General features: G+C 60.0%; 27 protein-coding genes and 1 pseudogene. 18 read left to right on the forward strand and 10 right to left on the reverse strand.

Annotation, left to right across the window (positions count from 1 at the left end; genetic code table 11):
- Nucleotides 1-371: 371 nt before the first annotated feature.
- From QRN10_RS15560 to QRN10_RS15570, 3 genes are all read left to right on the forward strand, one after another.
- Complete coding sequence (locus QRN10_RS15560; protein ID WP_285428668.1) at nt 372-950, forward strand: BRO-N domain-containing protein; 579 nt, start codon at nt 372-374, stop codon at nt 948-950.
- Nucleotides 951-1,049: 99 nt separating this feature from the next.
- Nucleotides 1,050-1,766, forward strand: coding sequence for an HNH endonuclease (locus tag QRN10_RS15565; RefSeq protein ID WP_285428669.1), 717 nt, complete (start codon nt 1,050-1,052; stop codon nt 1,764-1,766).
- A gap of 72 nt (nt 1,767-1,838) precedes the next feature.
- Entirely contained in the window at nt 1,839-2,486 is a 648-nt protein-coding gene (locus QRN10_RS15570) for an HAD-IB family hydrolase (protein ID WP_285428670.1), read from the forward strand.
- Nucleotides 2,487-2,513: 27 nt separating this feature from the next.
- Here QRN10_RS15570 and vapC read toward each other — a convergent pair whose 3' ends face one another.
- The 3 genes from vapC to QRN10_RS15585 all read right to left on the reverse strand — a co-directional run bounded on the left by vapC (nt 2,514) and on the right by QRN10_RS15585 (nt 4,485).
- Nucleotides 2,514-2,918: a type II toxin-antitoxin system tRNA(fMet)-specific endonuclease VapC gene (gene vapC / locus QRN10_RS15575; protein ID WP_181080163.1), complete on the reverse strand. Its 405-nt coding sequence runs from the start codon at nt 2,916-2,918 to the stop codon at nt 2,514-2,516.
- Nucleotides 2,911-3,150, reverse strand: coding sequence for a type II toxin-antitoxin system VapB family antitoxin (gene vapB / locus QRN10_RS15580; protein ID WP_115487096.1), 240 nt, complete (start codon nt 3,148-3,150; stop codon nt 2,911-2,913). The genes vapC and vapB overlap by 8 nt, the downstream gene beginning before the upstream one ends.
- Before the next feature lie 375 nt (nt 3,151-3,525).
- Nucleotides 3,526-4,485 carry a LysR family transcriptional regulator gene (locus tag QRN10_RS15585; protein WP_253509046.1) on the reverse strand — a complete coding sequence of 320 codons (960 nt, stop codon included), beginning with the start codon at nt 4,483-4,485 and terminating at the stop codon, nt 3,526-3,528.
- A 193-nt stretch (nt 4,486-4,678) separates the two neighbouring features.
- Here QRN10_RS15585 and argH point away from each other — a divergent pair, with 193 nt between their 5' ends.
- The 7 genes from argH (at nt 4,679) to QRN10_RS15620 (ending at nt 11,554) form a co-directional block, all read left to right on the forward strand.
- On the forward strand, nt 4,679-6,106 hold the full coding sequence (gene argH, locus QRN10_RS15590) for an argininosuccinate lyase (RefSeq protein WP_253509048.1): 1,428 nt from the start codon (nt 4,679-4,681) through the stop codon (nt 6,104-6,106).
- Nucleotides 6,107-6,244: 138 nt separating this feature from the next.
- On the forward strand, nt 6,245-7,123 hold the full coding sequence (locus QRN10_RS15595; protein WP_181080160.1) for an amino acid ABC transporter permease: 879 nt from the start codon (nt 6,245-6,247) through the stop codon (nt 7,121-7,123).
- 24 nt (nt 7,124-7,147) lie between these two features.
- The gene (locus QRN10_RS15600; RefSeq protein WP_285428672.1) at nt 7,148-7,912 is read left to right on the forward strand and encodes an amino acid ABC transporter ATP-binding protein; all 765 of its coding nucleotides are present in this window, start codon (nt 7,148-7,150) and stop codon (nt 7,910-7,912) included.
- A 25-nt stretch (nt 7,913-7,937) separates the two neighbouring features.
- Nucleotides 7,938-8,759, forward strand: coding sequence for an ABC transporter substrate-binding protein (locus QRN10_RS15605; protein ID WP_285428673.1), 822 nt, complete (start codon nt 7,938-7,940; stop codon nt 8,757-8,759).
- Nucleotides 8,760-8,848: 89 nt separating this feature from the next.
- A complete protein-coding gene (locus tag QRN10_RS15610) occupies nt 8,849-10,018 on the forward strand; it encodes an MFS transporter (protein WP_285428674.1) in 1,170 nt (389 codons plus the stop codon).
- 54 nt (nt 10,019-10,072) lie between these two features.
- Entirely contained in the window at nt 10,073-11,026 is a 954-nt protein-coding gene (locus QRN10_RS15615) for a hypothetical protein (RefSeq protein ID WP_285428675.1), read from the forward strand.
- A 147-nt stretch (nt 11,027-11,173) separates the two neighbouring features.
- Nucleotides 11,174-11,554, forward strand: a complete 381-nt coding sequence (locus QRN10_RS15620; protein WP_285428676.1) for a helix-turn-helix domain-containing protein — start codon at nt 11,174-11,176, stop codon at nt 11,552-11,554.
- Nucleotides 11,555-11,584: 30 nt separating this feature from the next.
- On the opposite strand, the gene QRN10_RS15625 is transcribed toward QRN10_RS15620, so the two are convergent.
- From QRN10_RS15625 to QRN10_RS15635, 3 genes are all read right to left on the reverse strand, one after another.
- Entirely contained in the window at nt 11,585-13,090 is a 1,506-nt protein-coding gene (locus tag QRN10_RS15625) for an amidase family protein (RefSeq protein WP_285428677.1), read from the reverse strand.
- Between the two features lie 118 nt (nt 13,091-13,208).
- Nucleotides 13,209-13,925, reverse strand: a complete 717-nt coding sequence (locus QRN10_RS15630) for an amidase family protein (RefSeq protein WP_285428678.1) — start codon at nt 13,923-13,925, stop codon at nt 13,209-13,211.
- Nucleotides 13,926-14,056: 131 nt separating this feature from the next.
- Nucleotides 14,057-15,106 (reverse strand): MBL fold metallo-hydrolase, encoded by a 1,050-nt coding sequence (locus QRN10_RS15635; RefSeq protein WP_285428679.1) that lies wholly within the window; start codon nt 15,104-15,106, stop codon nt 14,057-14,059.
- 124 nt (nt 15,107-15,230) lie between these two features.
- On the opposite strand from QRN10_RS15635, the gene QRN10_RS15640 reads away from it, so the two are divergent.
- The 4 genes from QRN10_RS15640 (at nt 15,231) to QRN10_RS15655 (ending at nt 19,292) form a co-directional block, all read left to right on the forward strand.
- Nucleotides 15,231-15,857, forward strand: a complete 627-nt coding sequence (locus tag QRN10_RS15640) for a TetR/AcrR family transcriptional regulator (protein ID WP_266246477.1) — start codon at nt 15,231-15,233, stop codon at nt 15,855-15,857.
- Nucleotides 15,858-16,046: 189 nt separating this feature from the next.
- Nucleotides 16,047-17,105 (forward strand): diguanylate cyclase, encoded by a 1,059-nt coding sequence (locus QRN10_RS15645; protein ID WP_181080150.1) that lies wholly within the window; start codon nt 16,047-16,049, stop codon nt 17,103-17,105.
- 263 nt (nt 17,106-17,368) lie between these two features.
- Nucleotides 17,369-18,688 carry a methyl-accepting chemotaxis protein gene (locus QRN10_RS15650; RefSeq protein ID WP_285428680.1) on the forward strand — a complete coding sequence of 440 codons (1,320 nt, stop codon included), beginning with the start codon at nt 17,369-17,371 and terminating at the stop codon, nt 18,686-18,688.
- An 85-nt stretch (nt 18,689-18,773) separates the two neighbouring features.
- Nucleotides 18,774-19,292: a DUF1003 domain-containing protein gene (locus tag QRN10_RS15655; RefSeq protein WP_181080148.1), complete on the forward strand. Its 519-nt coding sequence runs from the start codon at nt 18,774-18,776 to the stop codon at nt 19,290-19,292.
- Here the strand turns inward: QRN10_RS15655 and QRN10_RS15660 are convergent.
- The gene (locus QRN10_RS15660; protein ID WP_266246481.1) at nt 19,289-20,173 is read right to left on the reverse strand and encodes a LysR family transcriptional regulator; all 885 of its coding nucleotides are present in this window, start codon (nt 20,171-20,173) and stop codon (nt 19,289-19,291) included. The two genes, QRN10_RS15655 and QRN10_RS15660, sit on opposite strands and share 4 nt — an antisense overlap.
- An 80-nt stretch (nt 20,174-20,253) precedes the next feature.
- Between QRN10_RS15660 and QRN10_RS15665 the strand changes: the two genes are divergently transcribed.
- Nucleotides 20,254-20,961, forward strand: coding sequence for a CTP synthase C-terminal region-related (seleno)protein (locus QRN10_RS15665; protein WP_285428681.1), 708 nt, complete (start codon nt 20,254-20,256; stop codon nt 20,959-20,961).
- On the forward strand, nt 20,958-21,272 hold the full coding sequence (locus tag QRN10_RS15670; RefSeq protein WP_181080146.1) for an antibiotic biosynthesis monooxygenase family protein: 315 nt from the start codon (nt 20,958-20,960) through the stop codon (nt 21,270-21,272). Before QRN10_RS15665 ends, QRN10_RS15670 begins: the two co-directional genes overlap by 4 nt.
- Here QRN10_RS15670 and QRN10_RS15675 read toward each other — a convergent pair.
- Nucleotides 21,269-21,607 carry a DUF2025 family protein gene (locus QRN10_RS15675; RefSeq protein ID WP_181080145.1) on the reverse strand — a complete coding sequence of 113 codons (339 nt, stop codon included), beginning with the start codon at nt 21,605-21,607 and terminating at the stop codon, nt 21,269-21,271. The genes QRN10_RS15670 and QRN10_RS15675 overlap by 4 nt on opposite strands.
- A 231-nt stretch (nt 21,608-21,838) precedes the next feature.
- On the opposite strand from QRN10_RS15675, the gene QRN10_RS15680 reads away from it, so the two are divergent.
- Together QRN10_RS15680 and QRN10_RS15685 are read left to right on the forward strand one after the other, a co-directional pair.
- Nucleotides 21,839-22,966, forward strand: coding sequence for a glycerophosphodiester phosphodiesterase (locus QRN10_RS15680; protein WP_181080144.1), 1,128 nt, complete (start codon nt 21,839-21,841; stop codon nt 22,964-22,966).
- A 79-nt stretch (nt 22,967-23,045) separates the two neighbouring features.
- Complete coding sequence (locus tag QRN10_RS15685) at nt 23,046-23,351, forward strand: PepSY domain-containing protein (RefSeq protein WP_253509068.1); 306 nt, start codon at nt 23,046-23,048, stop codon at nt 23,349-23,351.
- 45 nt (nt 23,352-23,396) lie between these two features.
- On the opposite strand, the gene QRN10_RS25340 is transcribed toward QRN10_RS15685, so the two are convergent.
- Nucleotides 23,397-24,164 (reverse strand): methyl-accepting chemotaxis protein, encoded by a 768-nt coding sequence (locus tag QRN10_RS25340; RefSeq protein ID WP_502941426.1) that lies wholly within the window; start codon nt 24,162-24,164, stop codon nt 23,397-23,399.
- Nucleotides 24,165-24,329: 165 nt separating this feature from the next.
- Nucleotides 24,330-25,025 (reverse strand): annotated as a pseudogene (locus tag QRN10_RS25345) (methyl-accepting chemotaxis protein); the annotation flags it as partial.
- Nucleotides 25,026-25,184: the final 159 nt, after the last annotated feature.

A 25,184-nucleotide genomic window follows, 5' to 3' on the forward strand; every position in this document is an offset into this window, starting at 1 on the left:
TCGAAACCCGCGTGATCGAGTACCAGACCGGCGGCGCGCTGAGCTGGGATTGATTCCTGAGTTAAGCACCCTTGAAAAGCCCTGACTTGTTCAGGGCTTTTTTATGCGCTCATGATTTGAATAGGAACTGTCTTACAAAAGGATCATCCACAAAACGATTGATGCGAACTTCGATACTGATAGCCTCGTCCGCCGGTGCCTAAGAAACGCCCAACGTAGATGCTAACCCTGATCGTATAGCAGAAATCCGCCTGAACTTTAGTCATGGGGACGTGATGCTGCATGAAGGGCAATGCCTGTTGGAGTTTCTTGAATCCGCTCTCTACGTTGGGCCCTTGGCCCTCCTGAAAATCACGTAGAGGTCATAGGAAATGCCTAACCAATATCTGCTCGACTTACCGACGGCCAAGAGTGCAGTAATACCTGAGCTTTCTATTGCCGTCGTGTTCACCAGACATCATCTTCCCCTACATGCCCTCCTTTTAGAAAACCAACCGTGGTTCTGCGCGCGCGACCTCGGGCGCTTGATGGGTTACTGCCTGGATGAACGAACGACTCGTAAGCTCGATGCCGATCAACGGCAATACCTGAAATTGCTGTTCCACGGTCAACCAGAAGAATTGCTGATGATCAGCGAGTCCGGTGCATACGCACTGCTCGTCTATCACTACGCCCCAGAGAACAGGCTGTTAAGGCGTTGGCTCACTCATGAAGTCGTTCCGACATTGCGCGACGAGCTCCAGCCCCGGACGGTGGAGCGACCGCTGTTGAGCATGTTGGATTGGCCGGAGATGTCGTTGAACTTGCTGCACTGGCAGGATGAAGGCTGGATTCGCCTTCGAGACATGCCATGTCTGTTGGTCAATCGAACCTATCGGAAAGAGTCAGCAAGGACTCCGTGGTGGCGTAGGTTCGCTCAAACTTTCCGAATGAAGCCGCGAATCTACTAATGCAGATGACCGCCAAATCCCAGCAACTTGTAGGAAATTTCGTAGACGCAATAATGGCTACTCAGTATCGTCCGAGGGTTTTCTACCCTCGGCGGCTTTATGGATACGCAAAAAGATAATACTGGATGGAGCGATGAGGAGCTTGAAGCTTCCGTTGATGCTTATCTTAAGATGTTGAAGCTGGAAGACGCTGGCCAGCCATATAAAAAATCAGTCGAGCACGAGCTTTTACGCGCCGGTGCGCTGAGCGCTAGGTCCTCTGCGTCAGTCGACTATCGCATGCGCAATATTTCCGCCGTGTTTGAGACACTGAATCAGAAGCCGGTTGCTGGTTACACAGCCGCAAACAATGTCGGCTCGGGAGTCGTCTCTCGTATCATTCGGATACTTGCGCAGCGGGGTATCGTTGAATCTCAAGATAACGCCCCTACGTCTGATGAAGGGTTGCTGGAGCGGCGTGCAGCAAAGCTTCAAAGCAAACCTATCAAGACCAAGCCCGAAGGCATAGCTGCTCCCCAACAAGTCAGTACCACCAGCACATCCTACGTACGCGCCCCGGAGGTACGGGCCTGGGTACGCCAGCAAGCGGCAGGGATTTGCGAGGGTTGCGGGATGTTTGCGCCGTTTAATCTAGATGATGGCCAGCCATTTCTTGAAGTACATCACGTCAAGCACCTGGCCCAGAAGGGTTCGGATCGCATCACCAATGCTGTAGCCTTGTGCCCCAATTGCCATCAGCGTTGTCACCGGTCAAGTGATCGAGAGGCTTTCACCGAAGGGCTTTACGCCAAGGTCGGAAGATTGGCACGGGAGTAGACTCCTGCTGTCACACCTGATGCACGCTTAAAAAATACTAGATAGGACCGAGGCCACCCCGTGAACCCAGACATGCTCGAAGCCGGCCCCGCTGACGCCAAAGTACTCTCCGTCTTTGACTTCGACGGCACGCTTACCCACCACGACAGTTTCGTGCCCTTCCTCAAGTTTGCCTTCGGCACCGGCGAGTTTTATGGCCGGATGGTCAAGCTGGCGGTGCCGGGGCTGCGCTTTTTGCTACGGCAGATCAGCCGGGATGAGTTGAAGGCGCAGTTGATCCGCACCTTTATGACCGGGGTGGAGAAGACGTGGGTGCAGCGCAAGGCCGAGGAGTATTGCCAGCGCAATTGGGCGCGGTTGATGCGCCCGGCGGGGGTTTTGTCGGTGGAGCAGGAATTGGGCTCGGGGGCGGTGGTGACGCTGTGCTCGGCGTCGCCGGCGTTGGTGTTGCAGCCGTTTGCCGATCGGCTGGGGATCAAGTTGATTGGCACGGAGCTTGAGGTGGTCGACGGGGTGTTGACCGGCAAGCTCACCGGGAATAACTGCCGGTGTGAGAATAAGGTGCTACGGCTGGAAGCGGTGTATGGCGATTTGGGCGAGTATCGGCTGCGGGCCTGGGGCGATACACGTGGGGATCGGGAGTTGTTGGCGGCGGCACAGGATGCGCATTTTCGGCATTTTCATGCGAGGAAGAAAAAGCGGGCTCGGTTGCAGCGGTGATTCGAGTGGTGGTTTTCAGGGATCGCTTTAAGCCGCTACCCAGTTCTCCACAATCAAGCCATTTACGCGCTTGAACTCACATTCATTGTTGGTCACCAATACCAAGCCTGCGCTTCTAGCGTGCCCGGCGATGTGGAGATCATTTACACCGATAGGCGTGCGCTTTTTCTCCAGATCCGAACGAATCGAGCCGTAGTGAAAGGCGGCCTTGTCATCGTAGTTAAGGACGTCGAGCCGGGAAGAAAAGTCTTCCACGGCTCGCGTATTTTTCTCAACGAGCTGACTCTTTTCTGCTCCATGCATCAGCTCTGCGAGGGTAATTGAAGAAATCACCATACGCCCTACGTTCGCGTTGAATTTTTCCAGTATTTCGATGGGCCGACGCTTGATGATGTAGATCACGATGTTGGTGTCAAGCATGTACTTAATCATCAAAAGACTCTCGCTCTTGCTGGGTTTGATCGGCGCGCTCTTCCATAAAATCATCAGATACCGATTCGCCTGCAAGGAAAAAGCTGTCCCAAGTGTTTTCAACCGGCGAAATGATCAGCTCGCGTCCCACAGCGCGGACCTCGACAGTTTTCACCCCCGCAGGAAAGCGCATGTCAGCAGGGATACGAATATTTTGCGTTCGATTGTTAGTGAAGATCGTTCCAGAAGACATAGAGAACACCTCTCTGGGCAGGGAAGACTGGGAAGAATGATAGTTCGTGGATGCTCTATTGCAAAGCTCTATAGCAGTCATCCGACGGACGCCCATCCTTAGCCCACAGGCATGGGGAGGTAGGATCAAACGTTCGAACCGCTCTTGCTCATAGCCTCCAGCTACTTACTGCAGCCATGAAAACGCTGACGCCCCCCTGAATTTGATAACAACTCCACTGTTCGCGTCGAAAACGATAACGGCCTGGAGGAAAAGGCGATGCGGGTGGAGAAGTTTGACAGGGAAACCGAATCGATCCCATCGCAGCCTCGCCAAAGCTCGACACCTCCCACATTTAACCTTTTTCAGCCCGTTGATCTGTGTTCGGCGAGTGGTTTATGTGGTGGCTTTGAGGTTTACGCCCAGGGCGGTGGCAAAAGCTTTTACCAGCGGGCTTCTCGGCGCGTTGTGGCGCAGGATCAGGTTGAAGGCGGTGCTCAGGTGAACGTGCTCCGGGCACAGTGCGCGCAGGCGTCCTTCCCTTACCAGCGGTGCGGCGTAGTGTTCGGGCAGGAAACCGATGAAGCGGCCGGTCAGCACCAGGATGGCGACCGCTTCAACCTGGGAGGCTGAGGCGGATTGGCTGTCGTAGTTGACGAAATTAGTCTTGTCGCGATGGATCGCATACCGATGGTTGACCACTTCGTATTGGCGCAGCACCTCGGGCGTTATGTCGTTCGCGGTGAAGAGCGGGTGCCCTACGGCGCAGTAGGCGTGGGCCTTTTCTTCGTAGAGCGGGAAGTAGTCAAATTCTTCGCGGCGCTGGTAGACGGGGACGATGCCGACAATCAAGCGCCCTTCCACCACGCCGCGTTCAACTTCATCCAGTTGCGAGGCGTGCAGGCGTAATCTAACTTTTGGCGATTGGCTATGTAAGTTGCCCAGTGCGGTAATCAGCGGGGAATTAACGTCGGACACAGTGTTATCAATAACGCCCACACTAAGGTCGCCAATGAGTTCATTTTGCGCCGAACTAAGCTTGTCTCTGAAACTGTCCACCGAGGTAAATAACTCGATGGACGCTTGATACACCAACTTGCCTTCTTCGGTCAGCCCGAAGCCTTCCCGGCCGCGCGTACACAGGCGCATGCCGATACGAATTTCCAGATCGGAGATCTGTTTGCTGATGGCCGCCAGGCCCACATTCAGCTCGTTTTGCGCAGCACTGAAGCCGCCGGCCTCGACCACGGCCATAAATACCCGCAGCAGTTTGAAGTCCAAACCACTGAGTTGCAGGGGCGGTCGTGCGCCGGGTTTGGGCGGCAGGTTTCCAGAAGTGGAAAGTGGAGTTTCCATAATACGCGTTGACCTCTAGTGCCATATTCAACAGGCTTCAACCCAATCCTTGAACATAGCCAGGCGGCGATAATGAACATAAACATCCGCCCTTGGCAACCTTGAATACGGCGCGTCAGACGTCGATTCAACCCGATTGAAATTTGATTGTTACTGCCTCCGACTCTTCTAAAAACAAGCGTGAGGAACATCTATGTCTCAGCCCACCGATCGCCTTTGGGGCGCGCGTTTCAAGACCGGCCCGTCTGCTGCGTTGGCCGCGTTGTCGCGCTGCCCTGAGCGCTATTTCCGCCTGACGCCCTACGACCTGGCCGGCTCCCGTGCCCATGCCCGTGAGTTGCAGCGCGCCGGTTTACTGGACGAGTCGGAGACCTTGCGTACCCTCGAGGCCCTGGACCGTATCGGCGATGACTTCGCCGCCGGCCGCCTGCATCCGACCCAGGATGACGAGGACGTGCACACCTTTATCGAACGCGTATTGACCGAACGCCTGGGCGCCCTGGGCGGCAAGTTGCGCGCCGGGCGTTCGCGCAATGATCAAACCGCCAACGATTTGCGCCTGTTCCTGCGCGACCATGCGCGCACCATCACCACCGAGGTGCTGGGTTTGCAGCAGGCGTTGGTGGCGCAGGCCGAGCAACATGTCGAGAGCATCTGCCCCGGTTTTACCCATTTGCAGCAGGCGCAACCCATCGTGTTCGCCCATCACTTGCTGGCTCACGCACAGTCGATGTTGCGCGATGTACAGCGCCTGGTGGATTGGGATGCACGTACGGCGTTGTCGCCATTGGGCGCCGCCGCGATGGCGGGCTCGGCGATTGCGCGGCAGCCGGAGCATTCGGCTAAGGAAATGGGCTACACCGGGCCGTGCGAAAACTCCATCGACGCTGTCGCCAGCCGTGACCATGTGGCGGAGTTCCTGTTTGTGGCAGGCATGCTCGGGGTGAATATTTCGCGGCTGTCGGAGGAGTTTTGCCTGTGGTCGTCGCGCCAGTTTCGTTGGGTCGTGTTGGACGATGCCTACGCCACCGGCAGCTCGATCATGCCGCAGAAAAAGAACCCGGACATTGCCGAATTGGCACGGGGCAAAGCCGGACGTTTGATCGGCAACCTGACCGGGTTGATGTCCACGCTCAAGTCGTTGCCACTCTCCTACAACCGCGATTTGAGTGAAGACAAGCACAGTGTATTGGACAGCGTGGACACCTTGCTGCTGGTGCTGCCGGCCATGGCCGGGATGGTCGCGACCATGAAAGTCCAGGTGGAGGAGTTGCGGCGCCAGGCCCCGATGGGCTTTACCTTGGCGACTGAGGTGGCGGATTGGCTGGCTACCCGTGGCGTGCCGTTCAAGGAGGCCCACGAGATTACCGGCGCTTTGGTGCAGGCCTGTGAGAAGCATGAGATCGAGTTGTGGGAAGCCTCGCCGGCGATGTTGGCGGAGGTGGATGCAAGGTTGACGCCCGAGGTGCGGGACTGCCTGACATTGGAAGCGGCGATTGCGGCGCGCAGTGGCTGGGGTGGGACGGCGCCGGAGCGGGTTAGGGAGCAGATTGGGCGGTTGAAGATTGCACTGGCGGCTCAGCAGCAATGGGCCGACACCTATACCGGTTTCAGAATTTGAAGATCGTTCCTGCGCTCCGCGTGGACATGCTCCGCCTCCCACCGAGCCGTGCGCAAGAGTGACGCAGAGCGTCACGGGATGCATTCCCACGCAGAGCGTGGGAACGATCAGGCAACACGTATTTTTTGGAGAATCACCATGAACCAAACTCCGGCCGAGCGCTTGGAAATAGAGCGCAAGCTGTCCGAAAACCAGTTCGATATCACGCAGTACGAGCACGTGCCGCGGCGTTATTACGGGCGCATGTTTTTTGCCACGTTGATCGTGATCGTAATGGCCGCGTTGTTGCGCGCGTTCGCCAACGGCCAGATCGAATGGTCCTACATCGGCCAGTTTCTGACGTCTGAAGCGATCCTGTGGGGCTTGGCCAATACCATCATCATGTCGATCCTGGCGATGGCGCTGGGCGTGGTGATCGGGGTGATCACGGCGATCATGCGCATGTCGGCCAACCCGATCCTGCGTTACGTGGCCATCACCTACACCTGGCTGTTTCGCGGCACGCCGCTGATTCTGCAGTTGCTGCTGTGGTTCAACCTGGCGTTGATCTTCCCGGTGATCGCGATTCCCGGCCTGTTCAGCATCGACACCGTCGACCTGATGACACCCTTCGTGGCCGCCCTGCTCGGCCTGAGCATCAACCAGGGCGCCTACACCGCCGAGGTGGTGCGCGCCGGCTTGCTGTCGGTGGACACCGGCCAGTACGAAGCCGCCAAGTCCATCGGCATGCCGAGCCTGCAGGCGCTGCGTAGGATCATTCTGCCGCAGGCCATGCGCGTGATCATTCCGCCAGTAGGCAACGAGTTCATCAGCATGGTGAAAATGACCAGCTTGGCCAGCGTGATTCAGTACTCGGAGCTGCTGCACAACGCGCAGAACATCTACTACGCCAACGCCCGGGTGATGGAGCTGCTGATGGTGGCCGGTATCTGGTACCTGGCGGTGGTGACCGTTCTTTCATTTGGCCAAAGCCGCCTGGAGCGTCGTTTTGCCCGCGGCGCCGGCAAGCGCTCGTAAGCCTGGGTTGAGGAGATTTGCCCCATGAGAAGCATCGTCAAGGCCGTCAACCTGAACAAGTACTACGACCAATTTCACGCGCTGCGCGACATCAATATCGAGGTCGAGCAAGGCGAAGTCATGTGCATCATCGGCCCGTCCGGCTCGGGTAAAAGCACGCTGCTGCGCTGCGTCAACCAGCTGGAAAAAATCGACAAGGGCGGCCTGTGGGTCGACGGCGAACTGGTGGGTTATCGGGTCGTCGGCAACAAGCTGCATGAGATGAACGAAGTGCAGATCGCCCGCCAGCGCCTGGCCACTGGCATGGTGTTCCAGCGCTTCAACCTGTTCCCGCACATGACGGTGTTGCAGAACATCATCGAAGGCCCGCGCCAGGTGCTCAAGCGCTCGCCCAAGGAAGCCACCGAGGATGCCTTGGAATTGCTGGCCCGCGTCGGCCTGGCGGACAAGCGCAATGCCTATCCGGTGGAATTGTCCGGCGGCCAGCAACAGCGTGTGGCGATTGCCCGCGCGTTGGCAATGCGCCCCAAGCTGATGCTGTTTGACGAACCTACGTCAGCCCTCGACCCGGAGCTGGTCGGCGAAGTGCTGTCGGTGATGCGCGATTTGGCCACCACCGGCATGACCATGATCGTGGTCACCCATGAATTGGGCTTTGCCCGTGAAGTGTCCAACCGCATGGTGTTTATGGACGCCGGCCAGATTGTGGAAGCCGGCAGCCCCGAAGACATTCTAATAAGCCCACAAAACCCGCGTACCCAAAGCTTTATTTCTGCCGTTCGCACTTAACTAAAAAACTAACGAGAACGCCCCCATGAAAAACATGTTCCTCCCCACCCTGCTCGCCGGCCTGATGGCCTCCTCCGCAGTGTTAGCGGCGTTGCCGGCGGCCATCAAGGATAAAGGCGAAATCAGCGCGGCCATCGTGCCGAACTACCCGCCGATGGACTTCAAGGACCCGGCCACCAACCAGCTCACCGGTTTTGACTTCGACCTGGGCAACGCCCTGGCCGAGCGCCTGGGCGTGAAGATCAAGTGGCAGGAAACCGGCTTCGAGCAAATGCTCAGCGGCCTGACCACCAAACGCGTGGATATCGTGCTGTCGGGTATGAGCGACACCGCCGAGCGTCAGAAATCGGTGACGTTCATCGATTACTTCACCAGCGGCCCACAGCTGTACACCCTGGCCAAGCGTGAAGAGATCAAGGAATTGACTGACCTGTGCGGTAAAAAGGTCGGCACCAGCCGCCGTACCACCTGGCCGTCGGAAATTACCGCGTGGAGCAAGGAACACTGCGAAGCGGCGGGTAAGCCGGCCATTGTGGTGATCGGCACCGAAGGCTCGGCGGACGCGCGGGCGCAGTTGCAGCAGAACCGCCTGGATGCGGCGATGCAGGGCAGCGAGACCCTTCCTTATCTGATGTCGTTGGACAAGGGTAAGTACAAGCCGGTGGGTCAGGCGATTTCCAAGCAGTTCACCGGGCTGGGCATCGAGAAGAGCAACACTGAGCTGGTGACGGCGATCAGTGAGACGTTGCAGGGCATGATCGATGATGGCACCTACGGCAAGATCCTGAAGAAGTGGGACCTGGAGCAAGGGGCGGTCGGGAAGATCACCATTAATGCCGGCCAATAACTCGGTCTAAAAAATGTAGGAGGGGCTTGCCTCCTCCTACATTTGCCCTGTGTTGTCATCAAGTACTCACTAGGACGCTCGCCCCCACCGTGGCCACCTACTCCCTGGTAATCCGCCGCCTGATGATCTGCTCGGTGACCATTGTGGTCAGCCGCGCCATGACCAGCCCGTTGCTGGCGCTGCTGTTGAGCACCCGCCTGGGCTTGAATCAGCAGGACATCGGCCTGCTGATGGGGGTTGCGGTGTTTATCGCCACCCTGCTGGGCCTCTACGGCGGCTACATCATCGACCGTCTGGAAAAGCGCAAGCTGTTGATCCTGGCGATGCTCTCCAGCTCCATCGGGTTTCTATTGCTGACCTTTGCCAGCAACCTCTACCTCACCACCTTGACCCTGGTGATCACCGAAGCTGCGTCGGCGCTGTTTTTGATCGGTTCCAAGGCGATCATCAGCGAGAACCTGCCGGTGGGCGAGCGCGCCAAGGTGTTTTCCCTGCGCTACACCCTGACCAACGTCGGCTACGCCACCGGCCCGATGGTGGGCGTGGTGATTGCCGGGCATATGCAACTGGCGCCGTTCCTGATTGCCAGTGCAATTGCTTTGGGCAGTGTGTTCCTGATGATCGGCATTGCACCCACCCAGCACGACGACAGCGTCAGGCCGCTGAGTTTTTTCAGCACCCTGCGTACCTTGCGCAATGACCGCACGCTGATCCTGTTCACCAGCGGCAGCCTGTTGAGCACCATTGTCCACGGGCGCTACACGCTTTATCTGTCGCAGTTTCTGCTGGTGGCCTACAAGCCCGAGCAGGCGCTGAAGATTCTGTCCGCCGTGCTGGCGTGCAACGCCATCACGGTAATCCTGATGCAGTACCAGATCGGCCGCTTTCTCAAGCGCGAACAATTGCGTTACTGGATCATGCTGGGCACCGCGCTGTTCATCGCCGGGCTGATCGGCTTCAGCCTGGCCGACGGCCTGCTGGGCTGGTGCGTGGCGATGTTCGTGTTCACCCTGGGCGAGATGATCATCTACCCGTCCGAGTTCCTGTTTATCGACACCATCGCCCCCGACGCCTTGCGCGGCAGTTACTACGGAGCGCAGAACCTGGCGGCCTTCGGCGGGGCGATGAGCCCGGTGATCTGTGGCTATCTGTTGATCAATGCGGCACCGACCAGCATGTTCTATGCGCTGGGTGCGCTGACCGCACTGGGGGGTACCTTGTGCTTCCTGAGTGGGCGGCGCGTTGCAGGTTCTTGCTGATATTTACTCGGGATCCGGCTATTAATAGCGAACTTTCTCACGGACCCGAGCCCCATGAAATTCGACACGGCCTACTGCCTGAGTCTCGACGAGAAGCTGTCGATCTATGATGTACGAGAGCTGAATTTCGACGAAACCGCCGATTTCGACTCCGACACCGACAGCTTCCTCTGCCCCAACGACGCGTGCCGTGCCGCCTTCAAGGCGAGCAACACACTGAGCACGTTCAATGCGAAAAACGTCAACTACCAGCGCACGCCGCATTTCAAGAACAAGACCGGCACCCAGCACATCGACGGCTGCCGCTACGCGAGTACGCACAAAGGTACGGACGGCGAAAACGAGGACGACCGCGAGGATAATTTCCCATCGGAATTCGTACTGACGCGGCGCACTTACCCGCGTAAAGCCTCGACCGTGAATACTGAGGGACAGCCCCCACAAAATCCGACGAAAACACCCCCGACACGCATCGGTACGTCCGTCAGCGGCAGCGACGCTACGCCGGATAAAACCAGCGTATTCGCCCACCCGGTGGAGTGCTACGTGTCGAATATCGACGACAAGGACAAGCTGAAGAGCATGCCGTTGAAGATCGGCGAGCACACCGCGACCTACTGGACCTTTTTCAAAAAGATCGAATACCTGCAGGACAACAAGGGCCTGATCTACTGGGGCAAAATCAAAGAGATCAAGGACTACACCAACAGCTTTCGCATCGATTTCGAAAAGAAGGTGTGGCTCGACAAGAAGCCCTATTCGGTGAATGTCTACCTGAGCAAAAAGCTCATCGACAACTACCGCAAGCGCAAGGCATTTCTGGAGCAGATCAAGGCGGCGGTCGCCAGCGAGCGGGCGTTGTATTGTTTTTTCTATGGAGTGACGCCGGAACTCAAGCAGGTGCCCAGCAAGAAAAACCCCGAACAGACGTTCGGGGTGTTCAGCGCGAATATCGAGAACCTGGACCACTTGATCGTTCGCGAGGTGCCGGGGGCCGAAGAGCTGTAAACCACTGCTGGCGAGCGATCTGTGTCGTGCACCCGGTTATCGGCATCGACGCGGCACGGGGAAAACTTCGAGGGGATGAGCGGTCAAAACAACTGTACAAAAACACAGTATAGTAACCCCTCACTCGTCGAACCCTGGAGAAATCCCATGTCCTCTCTGGCAATGAGCTCTTCTGTAGACCAGCAGATCGTGCTTCACCAATTCACCGCCAAACACAGCGTGCAGGCGCGCGCCATGCTCGGCTGGAGCCGCGAAGAGCTGGCCCGCCAGGCCGGGGTGCCGGTGAGTGCGCTTCAACAATTCGAAAGCCTGGGAGAGGTGGACGATGACACCCGCCTGGCCCTGGCGTTTCGGCTGGAGGCTGAAGGGCTGGTGTTTTTTCCGGGGTTTGCGCCGGGGTGGGGAATGCGTACGCGCCGGTTTGGCACCTCACCCACCGAGCCCGCGGCGCAAAGCGTCATTTCGCGCCTGATGGGCTCGACAACGGCTGCCCTCGACGGGTCCTCGCCGCAACCCAATGGGGCCTGACAGCAGGCCAGGGGCTGGAACAGTGCGTAGTCACAACCCAGGCCTGGCAGGCACTTTTGCCGCCTGCTCATACCCATGCGCCACGGCCAGCAGCGTCGGCTCCGACCAGCGTGCACCGAAGAAGTAGGCACTGGTGGGTGCACCATTTGCATCCTTGCCCGACGGTACGCTGATGCCAGGGTAGCCGGACGCGGCGACTGCGAAGTAACTGTTGGTTTCGAAATCCGAGACCAGGGCGTCCAGGGATTGCTGATCGATCAGCTCGTCCACCGTATCGCGAAAGGCCTGGATGAGCGCATCCCATAACGGCGCGCGTTCTTCGGCGCTCAGGGTGGAGGCTTCGATGTCCTTGAGTAATGGCTGGTGGTCCGTGTCGGTGCCGTCGCGCTGTTCGTTGAAACGGATCAACTCAGACACAGACTTCACCGGCAACCCATCGCGCTTGGCCAGGTAGCCATTGAGTTCGTCCTTTACATCGGCAAGCAGTAACTCGTCATAACGCGAGGCATCCGCCAGGCGAATGTTAACCGGCACAAGCTGTGCCCCCTGGGTGCGGAGCACTTCAAGCGTTTGCGCAAACTGCGGGCTGTTGTCCACCGGCAGGCTTTCGCCGTCGGCAGAAAACGTTGCGGGATACCCGATACGTTTACCCTGCAACGCGCCGGGCGTGAGCAATGCGGTGTAGTCGATCCCTGTGGGTGCCTGAGTAGTCGCTGCGTCGTGGGGGTCACTGCCCGACAAGGCGTTGAGCAATAGTGCGCTGTCAAATACCGTGCGGGCCATGGGCCCTGGCGTGTCCTGTCGGTGGCTGGCCGGGATGATACCGCTGCGGCTCAATACGCCCACGCTGGGCTTGAGCCCCACCACACCGTTGAACGCGGCCGGTACGACGATCGAACCATTGGTTTCGGTGCCGACCGCCAATGGTGCCAGGCCGGCCGCGACCGCCACCGCCGAGCCTGAACTCGAGCCGCCTACGGGCGCGTCGGCATCGTGAGGGTTGCGAGTTTGGCCGCCCCGGCGGCTCATGCCGTCGGGGCCACCGCGAAAGCCTGCCAGCTCAGTCAGGTTGGTTTTCCCCAGGATCACCGCGCCCTGCTGGCGCAGGCGTTCGACGATAAATGCATCTTGGGCGGCCGGGGCGCCCACCAGGGCAAAGGCGCCGGCGCTGGTTTGCTGGGTGTCCGCGGTCTCGATGTTGTCTTTGAGCAACACGGGGATGCCATGCAGTGGCCCGCGCACTCTGCCGTTGGCGCGCTCGCAATCAAGCTCGCGGGCGATGTCCAATGCTTGCGGGTTGAGTTCGATGACGGCGCTCAAGGCGGGGTCGAGTGTTCGAATTCGCTGCTGCAGGTAACTGACCAGCTCGACCGACGTCAGCCCGCCCGGCCGGGCCATCTGCTCTCCAAGTTCACGAACACTCGCGTATTCGGTTCCCGGCGGAACAGGCCTTGATACCGGCGCAGGCGCGTTCAATCCCATCAGTTGCACAGCGTGCTTAACCACCGTACTCACACCGTAACCCATGCCAAACATAAACCACCTCCCAGGAAGGGTAAGAAACGACGAAGGATCACCGTTGATCCGTGCGCCAGTCTAAAAACTCCCCTCTTCCCAGGCTGCGTGATGCGAGCACTTCACTGCGTGCGATTGTTCAACGCGGCGAGTAGGCGTGCGGCTGGCCCTGACCAGCACTGCGATAAGCCTGTACCAGCGCGGGCAGCGAATCCCTGGACCACCGCGCCACGTAGAACCACAGCGTCGCGCCGTCCTCAAGCGGCTCGCCCAGCCTGGCGTAACCGCCCCAGCACGCGTCATGGAACGCACTGCTGCGGCTGTCCGACACCAGGGCATCGAGTCGGTATTCACTCACCAACGCATCGATTTCATTGTGGGTATGCAGATCGAATCGCAGACTGGCATCGGCCTGCCGGGCAGGCACAGGCACAAGTTGCGCACCGGCGCGGCTCAGCCTGTCCAGCGCATGGGTGAACGTCGCTCGATGTTCGATCGGTTCGTGCGCATCGCCACGGGTATAGCGGTCGGCAACGCCTATACGCCTGCGCGCCAATGCCTGGCAGGGTGCAAACGTACTGTCGTTTTGCACCAGCGGTACTTCCACCATCACCGGCCCCGAAGGCTCGATGCCACTCAACGCAATAAGCGATAACGCCGGGTCTCGCACGGTCTTCATCATCGGCCCCGGCACATCTTGCCTGGGGGCAGGAATGCCTGGCTGGGGCGCGGTCGCGAAGGCGATGCTGCCTTGAGTGGCCTGCTGCTCAGGGCGATTGCCCACGGGCGCCGACGACAGGCTGGCCGGGCAGGCCGTCGGGTAAGGTTCCAGGGCGCCAGGCGCGCAAGGTCGCAAAATTTTCCTACAATCTTCTTCCATCAAAACCTGCCCCGGACTGTGAATTTGCCGGGATCATCGCACCTCTCACGCTTACGTGTCGCAGGGGTGAAACACTTTGAAAACTCCTTTTCCAGGCACCTGGCGCATCAGCTCACCAGCCGCTCCTCAAGGCCCTGGGGCTCCACGTCCAGCCACCATGCATGCCCGCGTTCCGGCTGGTTCAAGCTGAACGCCCGGCCCATTGGCGGCGTGGTAATCGCCACGTTGCGTTCCCACGCCAGCGCCATGATGCGGTCAAACGGTTCGTGCCAGGCATGAAACGCCAGGTCGAAAGTACCGTTGTGGATCGGCAACAGCCAACGCCCTTTGAGATCGATATGCGCCTGCAGGGTCTGCTCCGGCTGCATGTGCACATGCGGCCAGTCAACGTTGTAGGCGCCGGTTTCCATGAGGGTCAGGTCAAACGGACCGTAGTGATCGCCAATGCGTTTGAAGCCGTCGAAGTACCCGGTGTCGCCGCTGAAAAAAATCCGTCGCGCGTCGTCGATCATCACCCAGGAACACCACAGCGTCTGGTTGGCGTCGAACAGGCCTCGCCCGGAAAAATGCTGGGCGGGCGTCGCGACAAAACGAATGCCGCCCACCTCGGTCCCCTCCCACCACTCCAATTGACGCACCTTGTCGGCATCCACGCCCCATTTGATCAGCAGGTCGCCCACGCCCAGCGGCGCCAGAAAACAGCGGGTCTTGGCGGCCAACCGGACCACCGCATTGCGGTCCAGATGGTCGTAGTGGTTGTGGGAAAGAATCACCGCCTCCAGGTCGGGCAGGTCTTCAAGGCTGATCGGCGGCTGGTGGAAACGCTTGGGGCCGGCCCAACCGAATGGCGAGGCGCGCTCTGCGAAGACCGGGTCGGTCACCCAGAACTTGCCACGCAGCTTGAGCAGGACGGTGGAATGGCCGAGGCGAAACACACTGTGGTCGGGTGCGTCCAGTAACTGCTGGCGCGTTAAAGGGTCGACCGGAATGGCTCCTACGGGGCGCGTGGTGCGGGGTTTGTTGAACAGCATGTTCCAGAAAATGCGCAACGTTTTGCCAAACCCGGCGTGCTGCACCGGCGCCTCATTATTGAAATGTCGTTTGCCCTGCTTGGCGCGCGGGGTGGAAGGGTCGACACGGGATGAAATCGTGGGCATGACAGAGTGACTCCTGCGGTCCGCTCATAAATTACACTGCACAGTGTAGTTTCAAGATTGCAACAAAAGCGAGAGCAAGTAAACTACCGAGTGTAATTTCCCCTCGAAGAGCCGAACGTTATCCATGACTGCCCCTAAACGCCTTACCGACCGCAAACGCGAAGCCATCGTGAGCGCGGCCATCAGCGAATTTCGGGCTAACGGCTTCGAAGTTACCAGCATGGATAAGATCGCCGCCACGGCCGGGGTGTCCAAACGCACGGTGTACAACCACTTTCCCAGCAAGGAAGAGTTGTTCGCCGAGATACTCCATCAACTCTGGGCCAGCACCGTGGCGCAGCTCGACGTGATCTACGCCAGCGACCGCCCGCTGCGCGAACAACTGCGCGGTTTGCTGGAAGCCAAGATGAAGATGATGTCGGACGCCAACTTCCTCGACCTGGCCCGCGTCGCCATCGCCGCCACCATTCATTCACCGGAACGGGCTCAAGACATGGTCACGCGCCTGAGCCAACGCGAAGAAGGCTTCACGCAATGGGTGCGCGCGGCGCAGCAGGACGGGCGTCTGTCCTGCACCGACCCGGCCTTCGCGGCCCACCAGATCCAGAGCCTGCTCAAGGCGTTTGCGTTCTGGCCGCAGATTACGCTGGGCCAACCCACCCTCGACACGGCCACCCAGGCCAGCGTTATCGAGTCGGCCATTGACCTGTTCCTGGCCGGCTATGAAATCAACCCGCCCCGCCCGCAGTAATGCCTGTTGCCGGAGCGACATTCCTGGTCGCTTTTGACGCATTCGCCGTCTTTTTTGCGCAAATGGCCTGGAAGGACACTGATTATTCCTACGGGAATCCCTGACAATATTCACAGGGTTTCCCCGATCAACGGTCATGCCCGATTAAGTGCCGTCACCTCCGCAAAAAAAGAACTCACCCAGGTATTTATGGAAAACCGACAAGGCAAAGGGCTGTCATTTGCCAGGCGTCTCTACAAGCCAAGGATCATCGGCGCGGCCATGTGCTGCATCAGCGTGACCGCCGCGCTCTACCCGCTGGGCATGCCCGGATGGGTATGGGCGCTATTGCTGGCCAGTGGATTTGCCTGGCCACATCTAGCGTTTCAACTGGCGACCCGCGCCAAATTCCCCTACAACGCCGAACGACGCAACCTGATGTACGACGCGGTGCTGGGCGGGTTCTGGGCCACGACGCTGCAGTTCACGCCGTTGATCAGCGTAACGTTGCTATCGATGATCGCCATGAACAGCGTGGCCGCAGGTGGCACGCACTTGCTGCTGCGCGGGTTGCTTGCCCAACTGCTCGGTGCAGGGGTGGCCGGATTGATTTTCGGGCTGCGGTTTAACCCCGATGTCAGGCTGGTGGAGGTCTACGCCAGCCTGCCGATGTTGACGCTCTACCCCATGGCCATCGGCATGGTCTGCTATCAACTGGCGATCAAACTCTCGGAACATAAGCGTACCCTCAGTGCGCTGAGCCGTATCGACAGCCTCACCGGGCTGCTCAACCACGGTTCGTGGAAAGACCTGCTGAACCTCAAGTTCCATAAATGCCAGCAGCAGCAAAGCCACGCCACCATCGCGCTGATCGATATCGATCATTTCAAACAGATCAATGACACCCATGGCCACATCGTGGGCGACGCTGTGCTGCGTCAACTGAGCCTGGAACTGCGGCGCAACCTGCGCGACAACGACTTGGCCGGCCGGTACGGCGGCGATGAGTTTTGTGTGATTTTGCCGCAGATGTCGCTGAATAAAGCCGTGCACCTGATGGAGCACTTGCGCGAAACGTTCAGCGATTATCGTAACGCGCATATTCCCGAGCTACGGGTGAGCCTGAGCATCGGCGTGGCGGACTTCCAGCCCGAGTTCGCCGATGCGGCTGCCTGGCTGAATGCGGCGGACCGCGCGTTGTACGCCGCCAAACACACCGGGCGCAACCGGGTCGGCGTCAGTGACCACCGGCTCGCGTGTACCGCCTGAAAGTGGCGCAATGACATCTCGTCTGAAATCTCCGTGCACCGCCCCGTCGATAGCATAATGCCTTCACTGGTCGTCAACCCAAAAATGGTCCCGCCCACGGGCGAACTTCCGGGCAGGCTGATCACTCTGAACCCTTTGTTACACCCACCCTGCCAGCACACGGAGGCTGGCAATGAGCACGTCAACCGTACGGCACAGGCCCTACGGCGGCAGGCGCATATCCATGGAACCCCCCAGACGCTTGCTTGCCTGAGCACACGACCATGCTATTCAACGCCCATAAGAAAACCATCGACGCCCTGCAGCACACCCTTGCCCAGCAAACCCACCTGCTGAACGCCATCGAGCGTTCGATGGCAGTGATTGAGTTCGACCCCCAAGGTCAGGTGCTGCGGGCCAATGACAACTTTCTCAAGACATTGCGCTACCGCGCCGACCAAGTGATCGGCCAGTCCCACCGGATGTTTTGCACGCCCGCGTTCGCGCGCAGCGCCGATTACGCGCAGTTCTGGACGGACCTGCGCAGCGGACGGTTCCAGTCGGGCACGTTCGAACGGGTGGCCGGCGACGGCCATTCGGTGTGGCTGCAAGCCAGTTACAACCCGGTATGCGATGACAGCGGACGTGTAATCAAAGTGGTGAAGTACGCCATGGATGTCACCGCGCGCCTGCAAAGCGAAAGCGAAACCCACGGCAAACTGGAAGCCATCGGCCGGGCCATGGCGGTGATCGAGTTCAACCTGGACGGCACCGTGATCACCGCCAACGCCAACTTCCTGCAACGCATGGGTTACAGCCTGGCGCAGGTCCAGGGCCAGCATCACCGCCTGTTCTGCACCCCGGCCACGGCCGGCAGCCAGGCCTACAGCGAGTTCTGGAAACGCCTTAACCAAGGCGAATTGTTCAACGGTCAGTTTGAACGGGTGGACAAACACGGCAACCCGGTGTGGCTGGAAGCCAGCTACAACCCGGTGTACGACGCCGGCGGGCGCCTGTGCAAAATCGTCAAGTTCGCCTCCGACGTGACCGCCAGGGTACAGCAGCACGCGGCCGACGCCGCCAGCGCCGCGCAGGCCTATCACATCTCCATGACCACCCGGGACATCGCCGAGAAAGGTGCCGAGGTGATTCAGCAAAGTGCCAGCGGCATGCGCGACATTGCCGCCGACATCGACAGTTCATCGCACTTGATTGCCAAACTGGGCGAGCGTTCGGAGCAGATCACCACCATCGTCAACACCATCCGCGCGATCGCCGATCAGACCAACCTGCTGGCGCTTAACGCTGCCATCGAGGCCGCGCGCGCCGGTGAGCAAGGACGCGGATTCGCCGTGGTGGCCGATGAAGTTCGGCAATTGGCCGCGCGCACCAGCGGCTCGACGTCGGAAATTTCCAGCATGATCGCACTCATCCAGGCCGAAACCCGCCAGGCCATCACCAGCATGGACGGCACGCGCGACCGCGCCGCCCTGGGCGTGGAACTGGCCAACCGCGCCGGCGCGGTGATTGTGCAGATCCGCGAAGGCACCGGCGAGGCGGTGCAGGCGGTGAGCGCGTTCGCCAACGAGCGGGGCGCACGCTGAGCGCAGGCTCGGGTTATTCATGCATCAGACAGCCGGCCAGGCCTATAGTGAGTCACTGTCTTAACGTTGATGACCCGAGCCCGCCATGACCCCAGACAAACCCGAAACCGCCGCCGTCGACCACCTGCGTTTCCACCGGCGCCATGCCCACCTGGCCCCCACCTTCGGTAACGACACGTTTGCGCTGAAGGCCGAAGCGTTCGCGCGCTTCTTCGGCACGCCCGCCTTTCTTGGCGCGCAAACCCTGATCGTGATCCTCTGGGTGGCGCTCAACGTCAGCGGTGTCACGCATTTCGACGTGTACCCTTTCATCCTGCTCAACCTGGCTTTCAGCCTGCAATCAGCCTATGCCGCTCCACTGATATTGCTGGCCCAGACCCGTCAGGCTGCGCGCGACAAAGCGCAGTCCGACGCCGATGCCCAACACCGCGAAGCCTTGGCCGTCGCCAACAGCGAGCGCCAGGCCCAAGCCGCGCAGACCAACAGGCAGTTGCTGGAATTGTTGGAACAGAACACCCGGCTGACGGAAATCACCAAGCAGCTGTCGGAGCACATCGACAGCCTGACGTGCGAAATGCATCAACACTTTGTGCGCAAGACTTAACCCTGCGGCAAGCGCACATGTCGACCCAGTTCATCGAACAGCGTCACCACCGAGCGCAAGGCCCTGCAATCGGGGCGCGTGAGCAACCATAGTGCCGTGTCATGCGCAGCCAGTGGCGGGCCCAGGGCTTGCAGGGTGTGATCGAGCAGAAAACTCGGCAGCGCCGCGACGCCCAGCCCCGCCCGCACCAGTTCGGTGACCGACAACATGCTGTTGCAGCGATAACCGGGACGCACACCCGGCAAGTGCTCGCGACGCCAGACGACGGTGGGGTGATCGGGCAGAAAATCATCCGGCGCGATCCAGGCCAGTTCCGCCAACACTCGGCCTGCGTGGCGGGCGGCATAATCGCTACTGGCGCAGACTTGATACGACACGCTGCCCAGGCAACGTCCGACGAGATGCTCCGGCGGCGTGCGCGTTAACCGCAGGGCAACATCGGCATCGCGTCGACTGAGGTTGGCGAAGTCATTGGAAGTGCTCAGTTCCAGGGCCAGCGCCGGATAGTCCGGCATGAACTGCGCCAGCGCCGGCAGCAGCAGGCCCTGTAATACCAAGTCGGTACACGTCAGGCGCACCGTGCCGCTGATCACTTCGCCACCTTGCTCCACGCCAATCCGCGCCGCTTCCAGCGCCTGCTCCGCGCGTTCGGCCTGTTGCGCCAGGGTAGCGGCCAGGCCGCTGGGCAGGTAGCCGGCGCGGCTCTTTTCAAACAGGGTCTGGCCCAATGCCGCCTCCAGCCGACGCACCGCGCGAAATACCGTGGAAACATCCACCCGCAGCAATGCCGCCGCCCGCGCCAGGGTGCCGCCGCGCACCAAGGCGAGGATCAGAGAGAGGTCGGCATAGTCGAGCTGATAGTGCGTGGCTGCATTGAGCATATGCGTAAACGCCAATATTGATTGCGTGAGCGCCAATCTATAGTGCACGCCAGGACACCACAAGCCATGGGATGCACCCAATGAAACCCCCTCACCTGCACCTTGCCCTGATCGGCGACTACAACCCCGATGTGCTTGCGCACCAGGCGATTCCCATCGCGTTGCAACAGGCCGCGGACACCCTTGGCGTGCAGGTTCACGCGCAATGGCTGGCCACCGACACCGTGACGCCCGCCACCGAACTGCACGGCTTCGATGGTTTCTGGTGCGTGCCCGCCAGCCCCTACCGCGACACCGCAGGCGCGTTGTGCGCCATTCGGTTTGCCCGCGAACAACGGCGCCCTTTCCTCGGCACCTGCGGCGGTTTTCAACATGCGGTGCTTGAGTATGCCCGCAACGTGCTGGGCTGGGCCGATGCCGAGCACGGCGAGCTGGCGCCCAATGCCGCCCGCGCAGTGATAGCGCCGTTAACGTGCTCGCTGGTGGAAGCCACCGATACCGTGGGTTTAGCGCCCTACACGCGGATCGCCGAAGCCTACGGCCAGTTGCAGATCGAAGAAGGCTATCGCTGCCGCTACGGGGTAAACCCGACCTTCGCCGATGCATTGCTCGCAGGGGCACTGATCGCCTCCGGGCATGATTCGACCGGGGATCTGCGCGCGGTGGAGTTGCTCGACCACCCGTTCTTCGTCGCCACCCTTTTCCAACCGGAACGCGCCGCGCTCAAAGGCACCCCCGCGCCGTTGGTACTGGCGCTGCTCAAGGCCTGCCAGGCGGTGTCGGCATGATCGCCAGCACCCCGGCGACGCCTTACTACGCGGTGATTTTCACCTCGCTGCGCACCGCAGACGATCAAGGCTACGGCCGGGCCGCCGCGCGCATGCTCGAACTGGCGCGCGAACAACCGGGGTTTCTCGGGGTAGAGTCGGCGCGGGAGCACGGCCTGGGGATCACCGTATCGTATTGGGCCAGCGAAGCGGCGATCCTGGCCTGGAAACACCACGCCGAACACCGGGAGGTGCGTGAGCGAGGGCGCTCCACCTGGTATTCGGCGTTTCACACACGAGTGTGCAAGGTGGAGCGCGACTATGCCTTTTAGGCGCGAGCGTGTGCCTGCACCAGACTGCGCAAGGCACTGATCTGCGGGATTTCCACCCGGCGCATGTACACCCGCAGCGGTTCGGTGATGTGGATGCGATCGTCGATATTCTGATCAAGCAGCAACTGGATGCGCTCGCGGGACAGGGTCATGGTTTGCCCCGGGGCCGGCAGCCAGACAAATTCGGCGCAGGGAATGATGCCGTCATCGGCTACGTCCATGCCGAACGAGTCTTCGCTGAAACGCACGATGTATTGGCCGGTCTTGCGGTTGAGGCCGACGAAACCGTTGAGTTGGTCGGCGGCCTGGCAGATAAGCTCGGAAGTGATGCGCATGCTAAACCTCACTGAAAAGTCCCACAGGGACTGGAAAGATGGTTTACACGCGTGGCAGAAATTGCTGTCCTCTGACGGGGCAGCTGCGGGCAAGAGTACTGCAATGCCTGCTGAAAAAGGCAGAAAATCGATGGGTGCACACGTTAATGTCGGTTTGGTGATAGCGCCTTTCGCAATCAATTGTTAAAAAGGAGCCCTTCTCAAAGCTACCTCCAAGAAAGGACTTCGCCTATGCCTGCCACGTTCACTAAGAGCGCCTTGCTGCTCGCCCTGATGCTCGGCCTGGGCCATGCACAGGCCGCCGAACCGATCAGCCCGGCTGAATTGGCAACCAACGAAGGCATTCCCTACCCCGCTGTGATCGCTCACCGTGGCGCCTCCTACGATGCCCCCGAGTCCACCGCCGCCGCTTACAAGGTTGCGCGTGACCTGGGCGCCGACTACTTGGAACTGGACCTGCAGCGCAGCAAGGACGGCGTGCTGTTCGCCCTGCACGACAACAATCTGCAACGCACCACCGATGTGGCCACCAAGTTTCCCGAGCGCAAGGACGCGCCGGCCAACGAATTCACTTGGAAGGAACTGCAAACCCTCGACGCCGGCAGCTGGTTCAACGCCGCCTACCCGGACCGCGCGCGCCCCGGTTTCGTCGGCCTGAAAATCCTCAGCCTGGACGACATCATCAAGATTGCCGAAGGCAACCCGCAGCACAAACCCGGCCTGTACATCGAAACCAAAGAACCCAAGCAATTCCCCGGCATCGAAGCCGACCTGAAAAACAAACTGCTGGATAAAGGCTGGTTGAGTTCCGCCGGCTCCAAGCTGGGCAAGAGCAACACCGGGGTTGGCCAGGGCAAGGGCCGCGTGGTGCTGCAAACCTTCGAAACCGCGAGCCTCAAAGAGCTGCAGAAGGAAATGCCGAACACGCCGAAGATTCTGCTGCTGTGGGTGGGCGAAGGCAGCATCGAGCCTAAATCCAAGCAGACCTTCGCCGAATCCGGCGAGCCGACCAAGGCCGCGTACTACGCCAAGCAAGAACCCAAGGACGCCGCCGAATTCGAAAAGTGGGTGGACGAGGCCAAGCGCCTTGGCGCCATCGGCACCGGCCCGTCGGCCCAGTTGACCAACCTCGGCGACCAGAGCTATTCGGACCTGGTGAAACCTGAGATGAACAAGCTGACCCACGACAAAGGCCTGCTGGTGCACGTGTACACCGTGGATGAGCCGGTGGACTTCGAGAAAGTGATGAAGGCCGGCGTCGACGGCATCTTCACCAACCGCGCCGCCGAACTGCTCAAGTTCTACAAACGCTGGCCGTCGTCGAGTGTGCAGGACTTGCTCAGGGACAATAAGTTCTGAGCCCGCCTTTAAGGGTGAGTTAAGTTGCGCCGGTTAATCTGGCGCCACTTAAACAGCTCAACCGAGAAGGACACACCCCATGAAAACTTTGACTGCCCTGTTCGCCGCCACCGCTCTGACCCTGACTGCCGGCCTGGCCCAGGCGGATGTTCGCCCGGACCACATTGAAGGCCTGCTCAAGTCCGGCGCGGTAATGCCATTCGAAAAACTCAACGCCGCCGCCGTGGCCAAGCATGCCGGCGCCAGCATCACCGACACCGAGCTGGACCACAAAAACGGCGTACTGGCTTACGAGGTCGAAATGACCGACACCGCCGGCAAAAAGTGGGATGTGACCCTCGACGCCAAGACCGGCGCCGTACTCGAAGACAAGCAGGACTCCTGATCAACGATTGCGCCACCCGCGAGGGTGGCGCTTTTTTATGCGCGATCAACCGCCCAGTCGCGCCGTCACTTCATTGAGCTCCCCGGATAGCCCTCGCAGGTTCTGGCTCGCCGCTTCGGTGCGTCGCACGTTGTCCAGGTTGGCGGTAGCGACCGTTGTGATCTGCGTGATATTGCGCGAGATGTCCTCGGCCACCGAGGTCTGCTCTTCGGCTGCGGTGGCGATCTGACGGTTCATGTCACGAATCGCCTCCACCGCCCGCGTGATGTGCGCGAGCATGGCACCGGCCTGAGTGACTTTTTCCACACTGTTGTCGCTGCATGACTGCCCGCTCACAATCGCCTCGGCCGCATCCACCGCGCCGGTTTGTACCGCCTGGATGATCCCGTTGATCTCGATGATCGACGCCGCGGTGCGTTGCGCCAGGCTGCGTACTTCGTCGGCGACCACCGCAAAACCGCGGCCCGCCTCCCCTGCACGTGCCGCCTCGATGGCGGCGTTGAGCGCCAGCAGGTTGGTCTGCTCGGCAATCCCACGAATCACTTCCAGTACTTTGCCGATGCGCACGCTGTCGTTTTCCAAGCGACGAATGATGGTGCCGGTGTTGAGGATTTCAGTGCGCATCTGGCCGATGGTGGCAATGGTGACTTGCATCACGTCGCCGCCTTCACGCGCCGAGCGGTCGGCCTCATCGGCGGCGCGGGATGCGTCGGCGGCGTGACGTGCAACTTCCTGGGCGGTGGCCGACATTTCAGTCATGGCCGTGGCCACCTGATCGGTGCGGGTAAATTGATCGTGGGTGCCCGAGGCCATCTGACCGGCAATCGAATTCAGCTCGCCACTGGCACTGACCAGGTCGGTGGCACTGCGTTGCAAGCGGCTGAACGTCTCGGCCAGGAAGTCGCGCAACGTATTGGCGGCGGCGGCCAGATGACCCAGTTCATCCTGGCGCCGGCTGGCGACTCGCTCGGCAAAACGCCCACGGCTCAATTGCGTCACGTAGTCGATCAGGCCACGTATTGGCTGGATCAGGTTACGGTTGATCAACCACAGACTGAACAAACCGATCAGCACACCGGACAGCAGCATGATGCCCAGGCCCACCACTACGGTGCGCTCGGCATAGGCACTGATGGCCAGGGATTTCTGGTTGCCTTGCTCTCGCAGGTCGTTGACCAAGGCGCTCATCTGCTCACTGGCGGCGCGGTCCACGCCTTTGACAGCCGTGTCGCCGGCCACCGGGTCGCCACCGGAAGCCACGTAGGCGTCGCGGCCTTTCTGGTAGGCCACGCCGAGTTGCTGATGTTCCTGGCGCAGGGTTTCAATGCGTCGGCTCAACGCCGGATCGCTGTCGGTCTGGGTGACCAGCCGCGCCAGAATGCCTTGCACATCGTGTTGTCGTGCCTCGAACTGGCCCCAGTATTTTTCCAGGTCCTGAGGCTGTTTGCCGCGCAGCAGAACGTTTTTCCATTCCTGCACCTGCACTTTGAATTGCAGGTTGGCTTCATCGATCAATTGGGAGGTGTGCAACGGGCCATCAATCAAGCTGCGATAGCTCTGCACACCATTGGACAAGAAGTTGAAACAAGCCAGGGCGATCAACAGCATCGCCAACAGACTACCGCCGAGCAGCGACAGAATCTGCGCTCTCAGTGAAGCTCGTAAAACGTTCATCGGGGAAAGCCTCGATACAGGAAGAAAGGCGCACGCACAGCCACATCCCTGTCATCCCGCCAACCCTTTCGACAGTGGTGCTTACACGTTGGATCGACCGTTCCAGACGCTTCTTGAGCGTAGCTGACCGGTGGTAAAAAAAGTGTCGACGCCGTATCG

The sequence above is a fragment of the Pseudomonas sp. lyk4-R2A-8 genome (assembly GCF_030209095.1).
GTDB lineage: Bacteria > Pseudomonadota > Gammaproteobacteria > Pseudomonadales > Pseudomonadaceae > Aquipseudomonas > Aquipseudomonas quebecensis.

Coding starts and splice junctions, on each gene's coding strand:
- QRN10_RS15560 (WP_285428668.1), top strand. CDS start 372: ATGCCTAACCAATATCTGCTCGACTTACCGACGGCCAAGAGTGCAGTA.
- QRN10_RS15565 (WP_285428669.1), top strand. CDS start 1,050: ATGGATACGCAAAAAGATAATACTGGATGGAGCGATGAGGAGCTTGAA.
- QRN10_RS15570 (WP_285428670.1), top strand. CDS start 1,839: ATGCTCGAAGCCGGCCCCGCTGACGCCAAAGTACTCTCCGTCTTTGAC.
- vapC (WP_181080163.1), bottom strand. CDS start 2,918: ATGATTAAGTACATGCTTGACACCAACATCGTGATCTACATCATCAAG.
- vapB (WP_115487096.1), bottom strand. CDS start 3,150: ATGTCTTCTGGAACGATCTTCACTAACAATCGAACGCAAAATATTCGT.
- QRN10_RS15585 (WP_253509046.1), bottom strand. CDS start 4,485: ATGGAAACTCCACTTTCCACTTCTGGAAACCTGCCGCCCAAACCCGGC.
- argH (WP_253509048.1), top strand. CDS start 4,679: ATGTCTCAGCCCACCGATCGCCTTTGGGGCGCGCGTTTCAAGACCGGC.
- QRN10_RS15595 (WP_181080160.1), top strand. CDS start 6,245: ATGAACCAAACTCCGGCCGAGCGCTTGGAAATAGAGCGCAAGCTGTCC.
- QRN10_RS15600 (WP_285428672.1), top strand. CDS start 7,148: ATGAGAAGCATCGTCAAGGCCGTCAACCTGAACAAGTACTACGACCAA.
- QRN10_RS15605 (WP_285428673.1), top strand. CDS start 7,938: ATGAAAAACATGTTCCTCCCCACCCTGCTCGCCGGCCTGATGGCCTCC.
- QRN10_RS15615 (WP_285428675.1), top strand. CDS start 10,073: ATGAAATTCGACACGGCCTACTGCCTGAGTCTCGACGAGAAGCTGTCG.
- QRN10_RS15620 (WP_285428676.1), top strand. CDS start 11,174: ATGTCCTCTCTGGCAATGAGCTCTTCTGTAGACCAGCAGATCGTGCTT.
- QRN10_RS15625 (WP_285428677.1), bottom strand. CDS start 13,090: ATGTTTGGCATGGGTTACGGTGTGAGTACGGTGGTTAAGCACGCTGTG.
- QRN10_RS15635 (WP_285428679.1), bottom strand. CDS start 15,106: ATGCCCACGATTTCATCCCGTGTCGACCCTTCCACCCCGCGCGCCAAG.
- QRN10_RS15640 (WP_266246477.1), top strand. CDS start 15,231: ATGACTGCCCCTAAACGCCTTACCGACCGCAAACGCGAAGCCATCGTG.
- QRN10_RS15645 (WP_181080150.1), top strand. CDS start 16,047: ATGGAAAACCGACAAGGCAAAGGGCTGTCATTTGCCAGGCGTCTCTAC.
- QRN10_RS15650 (WP_285428680.1), top strand. CDS start 17,369: ATGCTATTCAACGCCCATAAGAAAACCATCGACGCCCTGCAGCACACC.
- QRN10_RS15655 (WP_181080148.1), top strand. CDS start 18,774: ATGACCCCAGACAAACCCGAAACCGCCGCCGTCGACCACCTGCGTTTC.
- QRN10_RS15660 (WP_266246481.1), bottom strand. CDS start 20,173: ATGCTCAATGCAGCCACGCACTATCAGCTCGACTATGCCGACCTCTCT.
- QRN10_RS15665 (WP_285428681.1), top strand. CDS start 20,254: ATGAAACCCCCTCACCTGCACCTTGCCCTGATCGGCGACTACAACCCC.
- QRN10_RS15670 (WP_181080146.1), top strand. CDS start 20,958: ATGATCGCCAGCACCCCGGCGACGCCTTACTACGCGGTGATTTTCACC.
- QRN10_RS15675 (WP_181080145.1), bottom strand. CDS start 21,607: ATGCGCATCACTTCCGAGCTTATCTGCCAGGCCGCCGACCAACTCAAC.
- QRN10_RS15680 (WP_181080144.1), top strand. CDS start 21,839: ATGCCTGCCACGTTCACTAAGAGCGCCTTGCTGCTCGCCCTGATGCTC.
- QRN10_RS15685 (WP_253509068.1), top strand. CDS start 23,046: ATGAAAACTTTGACTGCCCTGTTCGCCGCCACCGCTCTGACCCTGACT.
- QRN10_RS25340 (WP_502941426.1), bottom strand. CDS start 24,164: ATGGCCTCGGGCACCCACGATCAATTTACCCGCACCGATCAGGTGGCC.